General features: G+C 44.1%; 1 pseudogene. It reads left to right on the top strand.

What is annotated here, in order from left to right:
• Positions 1-44: 44 nt before the first annotated feature.
• A pseudogene (locus tag RG959_RS24515) lies at positions 45-256 on the top strand (tRNA 2-thiouridine(34) synthase MnmA); the annotation flags it as partial.

Raw genomic sequence — 256 nt, forward strand, 5'->3', positions numbered from 1 at the left:
GGATTGAGTCTGAGTATCACAATTGATGGGAGAAGATTATGTCAATAGACAATTCTAAAACCCGTGTTGTTGTCGGTATGAGTGGTGGTGTGGATTCATCGGTTACAGCTTTGGTGCTTAAAGAACAAGGCTACGATGTCATCGGCATCTTCATGAAAAACTGGGACGACACGGACGAAAATGGCTTCTGTACAGCAACAGAAGATTACAAAGATGTGGCTGCGGTGGCAGACCAGATCGGTATTCCTTATTACTC

The organism is Domibacillus sp. 8LH (assembly GCF_038806185.1).
In the GTDB taxonomy this organism is placed as follows: Bacteria; Bacillota; Bacilli; order Bacillales; family Domibacillaceae; genus Domibacillus; species Domibacillus indicus_A.